Source organism: Baaleninema sp., assembly GCF_049974805.1.
In the GTDB taxonomy this organism is placed as follows: Bacteria; Cyanobacteriota; Cyanobacteriia; order Cyanobacteriales; family Geitlerinemataceae; genus Baaleninema.
On the sequence record NZ_JBNGCO010000074.1, the window covers coordinates 18,677 to 23,870 of the forward strand.

The 5,194-nt window shown below is 45.4% G+C and carries 6 protein-coding genes and 1 pseudogene; 6 read left to right on the plus strand and 1 reads right to left on the minus strand.

Going from position 1 to position 5,194, the window contains the following annotated elements; genetic code table 11:
- From ACP5D4_RS14425 to ACP5D4_RS14450, 6 genes and pseudogenes are all read left to right on the plus strand, one after another.
- Positions 1 to 328 (plus strand): annotated as a pseudogene (locus ACP5D4_RS14425) (type III CRISPR-associated RAMP protein Csx7); the annotation flags it as partial.
- 78 nt (positions 329 to 406) lie between these two features.
- A complete protein-coding gene (locus ACP5D4_RS14430; RefSeq protein WP_428012320.1) occupies positions 407 to 1,021 on the plus strand; it encodes a Uma2 family endonuclease in 615 nt (204 codons plus the stop codon).
- A gap of 39 nt (positions 1,022 to 1,060) precedes the next feature.
- A complete protein-coding gene (locus tag ACP5D4_RS14435) occupies positions 1,061 to 1,993 on the plus strand; it encodes an RAMP superfamily CRISPR-associated protein (protein ID WP_428012321.1) in 933 nt (310 codons plus the stop codon).
- 8 nt (positions 1,994 to 2,001) lie between these two features.
- The gene (locus ACP5D4_RS14440) at positions 2,002 to 2,454 is read left to right on the plus strand and encodes a hypothetical protein (protein ID WP_428012322.1); all 453 of its coding nucleotides are present in this window, start codon (positions 2,002 to 2,004) and stop codon (positions 2,452 to 2,454) included.
- Positions 2,455 to 2,456: 2 nt separating this feature from the next.
- Positions 2,457 to 3,539, plus strand: coding sequence for an RAMP superfamily CRISPR-associated protein (locus ACP5D4_RS14445; protein ID WP_428012323.1), 1,083 nt, complete (start codon positions 2,457 to 2,459; stop codon positions 3,537 to 3,539).
- Between the two features lie 43 nt (positions 3,540 to 3,582).
- Positions 3,583 to 4,248, plus strand: a complete 666-nt coding sequence (locus ACP5D4_RS14450) for a hypothetical protein (protein WP_428012324.1) — start codon at positions 3,583 to 3,585, stop codon at positions 4,246 to 4,248.
- Positions 4,249 to 4,342: 94 nt separating this feature from the next.
- Here the strand turns inward: ACP5D4_RS14450 and ACP5D4_RS14455 are convergent, their stop codons facing one another.
- Positions 4,343 to 4,846, minus strand: coding sequence for a bifunctional adenosylcobinamide kinase/adenosylcobinamide-phosphate guanylyltransferase (locus tag ACP5D4_RS14455; RefSeq protein ID WP_428012325.1), 504 nt, complete (start codon positions 4,844 to 4,846; stop codon positions 4,343 to 4,345).
- Positions 4,847 to 5,194: the final 348 nt, after the last annotated feature.

The following is a 5,194-nucleotide window of genomic DNA, read 5'->3' on the forward strand; positions in this document are numbered from 1 at the left end:
CGTGGTGGAAAACGCCGAAGACTGGGAACTGGGGATGTTGATGGTGGGATTACATCAATTCGAGACCGAACAGATTCCCCTCGGTGGCGGTCGATCGCGAGGATTGGGAGTCGTTAAACTGGATATTGAGGCCATGAATTGGATTGACGTCGAAGGTCATCCCGAGTTTTTGTTGGACTATTTACAAAAGCTGGTTCGTGAAGACCAATCCGCTTATGAAGATGCGAAAGACTATAAAGACCAGTGGGTGAGGAAGTTTATCGACGAACTGGAACAGCGTCGCCAAACTCAGTCACAACAACTCCAAGAAACCGACTCGCCATCATGATGATTTTCCGTTGGTTTCAGACTTTCGACTCTCTTCTCGAAATATTTAGCTACTCAAACCTAAAATTGGAGATCGATCGTGACGTTTACTCAAGAACCCACTCGCCAAAAACTCACATTTCGAGACTTTCTCGAAAAACTTCCCGATGAAGAGGGAGATTACGAACTCGTTGACGGAAAGATTGTGAGAAAACTACCGACGCGACGACATGAAACTATCGCTGAATATATTGCAGACGAACTCAAAGCGGAAATCCGTCGTCTGAGTTTAAATTACTGGGTATCGGGTCGAGTTGTCATTCGTACAATAACGGAAGATGGAACCGAACAGGGTCGCCATCCTGACATCACGGTTGTAGACAAACAGCTTTGGGACTCGCAACCGATGGCGTACTCGGCGTTACTAGAACCGCCGCAGATGGTCATCGAAGTGGTTTCGACAAACTGGGAAGATGATTATGTCGATAAACTCTATGAGTATCGGCGTTTGGGAATTCCTGAATATTGGATTGTCGATTATATGGCGATCGCCAGTCGCAGTTATTTAGGAAAACCGAAAGAACCGACAGTGTTTGTTTGCAGTCTCGACGACAATGGAACCTATCAGATGACCCCTTATCGGGGAAGCGATCGAATTGTCTCGCCAACGTTTCCAGAACTGGCGGTTTCCGTAGAGTCCATTTTGAACAGTTAAGTCGATCGATACGTTAATTCACTACATTGGGAGTTAAAAATGCACAAGCGATTTGTCAACCACTGCACGATCGATCTCAGTATTTCGCCAGACGGGCCGATTTTAATTAAATCGGGAAAAGAAGGTGCAGACCCCACAAAACCGGATATGGAATTTGTGGAGGCGTACTACCAAGGCGGTCGATCGATCTTTCTTCCGGGGAGTAGTTTGAAAGGCGCAATTCGCGCACACAGCGAACGCATTGTTCGGACGGTGGGAAAAGATAAACCTCCTCAAAATAATTCTAACGAAATTTGGGCAAACGATCCTCTCAATGATAAATATGAGTATTTGAATAACAAAAAAGCCTCTGATATTTATAAATTGTCGTCGTTCACTGACCAAATGTTTGGAAATACTTCGATCGCCAGTCGGGTTCGGATTGAAGATGCTTATCCCGTTCCGGGTAAACCGGTGAAACTCGAAGAACGCAACGGCGTGGCGATCGATCGCGTATTTGGTTCGGTAGCCGTCGGGCCGTTTAACTATCAAGTATGTACAGAAGCCGAATTTCGGACGAAAATTCATCTCAAAAACTTCACCTTGGCACAATTAGCATTGATTGGCTTAGTTTTACGCGACCTTGATGAAGGTTGGTTCGGGTTGGGATTTGCTAAATCTCGCGGTTTGGGAACGGTCAAAGTCACGCTTAATTCAGCCACAGTCAGTTATCCTGGCTGTATTCTGAAAGATAGAGAAGTTTGCTTATTGGGGTCTGAGAAAAAGTGGACAGTGAACAAACTTCTGGGAGCTGGAATGTTTCTCGATGACAATCCCTATGATTTTCCGAGGGATGACGAAGCGATCGTTCCGGTGAGTGCAGAGTCGATGGATTTGGGATTTGGTGTCAAGTTGACTTGGAACGGTGAAGAACAGGTTAAGGATATCTTTATTAAAGCCATGTCAAGTTGGCGGAATTTGTTAGCCGCGTGAGGGATGAGATGACAGAGACAAAAACAGAGACAAAAACAGCAGTGGTTTGTACGGGTTCCGGTTGGTCGCTGGCTCAATTGAAGGATTTACTGGATACTCGATCGAAATGGTACTACTTTTTGCGTTGGGTCGATCGCGTCAGTGGAATTCAGTCAGAATTACCCGAGGGATTTCCCAGTCCAGAAGGACAGGCGTTTAATGCTGAGGTAGAAGTTCGTTGGAAAAAACGCGGAAACGTTTACGATCTGTTGTGGTTGGGAACTGAAACACCTCCCGATGAATTCGATTTCAAGGTGATTGAGGGGGATTGGGAAAGCGAAGTTCGCAACGCACAGCTATATCCCAAAGATGAAACTCGTTTACCCAAAGAGGTGAAAACGGCGAATCAAAATATCCAGCAGCGATATTTTCGAGACAAACACACTTCAACAATTCATTTTATTGCATTGACGGAGAAATAATTATGAACTATCAATCGAATGTCCCTAAACCCTATGACTTTGTATCGTTACCACAAGGAGGTAAAGACCTTAAAGAGCCAGCCGGACACAAAAAATATCGGAAAGAACGAATTCACGGCGTTCTTCATTTAGAACTTACGGTGGGAACAGCTTTGCACGTTTCCACGGGAGCCGTGATGATGGGAAGCGACGTGAATGCTAACGTTCCGTTGATTAAAACTATGCTAACTGATGCAGAGAAACGCCTCATTATTCCTGGCAGTTCTTTGAAGGGAACCATTCGCAGTGTTTACGAAGCCCTTACAAAAAGCTGTGTTTGCAAAGTCAAGACGCGAGGCAGTCAAAAAACAAAAAATAATGGAAAATTACGGTATGACTTAAAAATTCCAAACGGGTATAAGGAGTGCAAACCTAGACCGCAAGAAATCAAAGAGCGTCGTGTAGAACTTTGTCCAGCCTGTCGAGTTTTTGGAGCGTTAGGCTTTCAGGGATTGTTAGAATTTTCCGATGCGACTGTCTCTCATACTCGTGTGGAAACTGGGTTTATGCCATCACTTTATGAGCCTCAGCGGGACTGCAAAAAATACTATATAAACGAGCAGAATCAAATTAGAAAAGGACAATTAGATGGACGGCTTAAGGGTCGCAAATTCTACTATCACGGAAAAAAAGCAGTCAGTGGCGGACAGAAGGGAATTCCGGTGCAGCAAGCAAGTCAACAGTATGTATTCGAGACTCAGCTTCCGTTTAAAAATTTGACATTGGCGGAGTTGGGGACGCTGTTGGTGGCGTTGGGACAGGATGTAAAATATCCATTTGCGTTGAAAGTGGGAGCGGGAAAACCGATTGGCATGGGGTCGATGACAGTGACGGTGAAGAAACTCGAAAAACCCGAGTCGATGTGCGATCGATATCTATCTTATACGGCGGATATCAAACCGCTTCGAGGGGAGGAATTACAGCAGTTTGTCCGAAAGGCAATTGCTGAGGCAAAGAGGAACTTAGTACAGTTAGAACAGTTGAAGCAACTCCAAGCGATTTTAAGCTATCCCACCGATCGACAACCTCCCACGGGGAACTATTAAACTAAGAACTCTTGAATTTAAGATTGTACGAGGAACTGCGAACATGGCTTCAGTTGATACAGAATACCAGCTCTCAGAACGTCAGTGGCATCTGGCTCATCTTGTCGCGCAACAGTTGGTTCGACGAGATACAGATCCCAACGAACTTGGAAAAGTAATGGCGTATTTACGGGCAATTGCAGATCGACCTGATGCCGGAGAGCGTTTTTTTAAATATTTAAAAACTTTGTCCAGTCAAGGAGATAAGATTGCTCACAGCCAGCAGACTCAAGAATATTTTGCCAGCATGAACGAGGTTTGCCAGGAGTACTTGCAAGGGGAAGTGAGTAAGCCAGAAGTCTTGATGCAGATTATCGGTTGGTCGTTTCGCTTGATGCGGTATTACAAGGAGGGTGTTCCACCAGGAGAGCGAAACCAAAAATTTGGTGAGTTTAAAGAACAGCTACAAAATCACGAGTCCCAATACAAGAAATCTCTTAAAAAGTTATCACAAAAGCAAAGTTTTCACGTGGGACAAATTTTAGAAGCAGAAGTTATTAAAAAGAAGCAAAAAGGGAGTGAAGTTACGTATAACTATCTTGGCGTTTCGTTTGCAGAAAAAGAAGCAAAAAAATTTAACTTGATTCCAGAAAATAAAGTTGTTAAAGTAGAAATCAAATCGCTCAAAGAAGACGGCACAATCAATCACATTAAGTTTGTGTCTGAGTAGAGAGGCAAGATTTTCCCCAAAAAACCCCGGCATCTTGGAGATGCCGGGGTTCTCGCTGCCAGAAACACCGGGAGTCTCGCCGTCACTGTCACCGCTACTTCACCTTCAGCGGCAACCCAGACACCATGAAAAACACCTCGTCGGCGCGATCGGCGAGGAATTGATTCATCCACCCCTGTAAATCCACAAACTTCCGTCCGTTTTCGTTCTCTCCGTGCAATCCCATGCCGATTTCATTAGAAATCGCAATTAAGGTGAAGTCTTGTCGCAGGAAGTCCTCCAGTTCTCCTTTCGCCAGTTCCAGGGTTTCCTCAAGGTTGAATTCCGTATCCATGAAGAAGTTCGTCAGCCACAGGGTAATGCAGTCGAGAACCACCACTTCCCCCGCCAACTGATGTTTGGATAGATATTTCTCTTCTTCCACGGTGCGCCAACTGGCGTCGCGATCGATCTGGTGGCGTCGAATCCGCGCCTGGTGGTTTTCGTCCCAAACGCGGGATGTGGCCAGGTAAATCGGTGTATCGGACAAGCGTTTGGCTAACTGTTGCGCGAATTTGCTTTTACCAGAACGCTGTCCGCCTGTAACGAAGTAAATCACGAGGGTTTGAAAGTTTTTAACGAAAGAATGCCTCGATTAGAGTGGCACAGTTGGCGGCAGAGTTCAATCTCTCTCGTTTTGTCCCCGTCTGGGGAACTGTCGGGGAGGATCGATCGTTGGAATTTAAGCCATACTACAACGAAATAATCAGGGTTTGGATGCGATTTTTCCGGGGATATATCAACGTCTAATCTGGCGTAATGTTACAAGCGTAATACAGATCGATTCTGCGTTTCCGTCCCCTTGCGGGGTGAAGGTAAGAAAAAACCGACATATCGTCCCACATCCCGATTCCAACAGGTCAATGCTGTGTTTCCGTCCCCTTGCGGGGTGAAGGTAAGAAAAAAC

Excerpts from the sequence above, each read along its gene's own strand:
- ACP5D4_RS14435 (WP_428012321.1), top strand. The coding sequence starts at position 1,061 with ATGCACAAGCGATTTGTCAACCACTGCACGATCGATCTCAGTATTTCG.
- ACP5D4_RS14445 (WP_428012323.1), top strand. The coding sequence starts at position 2,457 with ATGAACTATCAATCGAATGTCCCTAAACCCTATGACTTTGTATCGTTA.
- ACP5D4_RS14440 (WP_428012322.1), top strand. The coding sequence starts at position 2,002 with ATGACAGAGACAAAAACAGAGACAAAAACAGCAGTGGTTTGTACGGGT.
- ACP5D4_RS14450 (WP_428012324.1), top strand. The coding sequence starts at position 3,583 with ATGGCTTCAGTTGATACAGAATACCAGCTCTCAGAACGTCAGTGGCAT.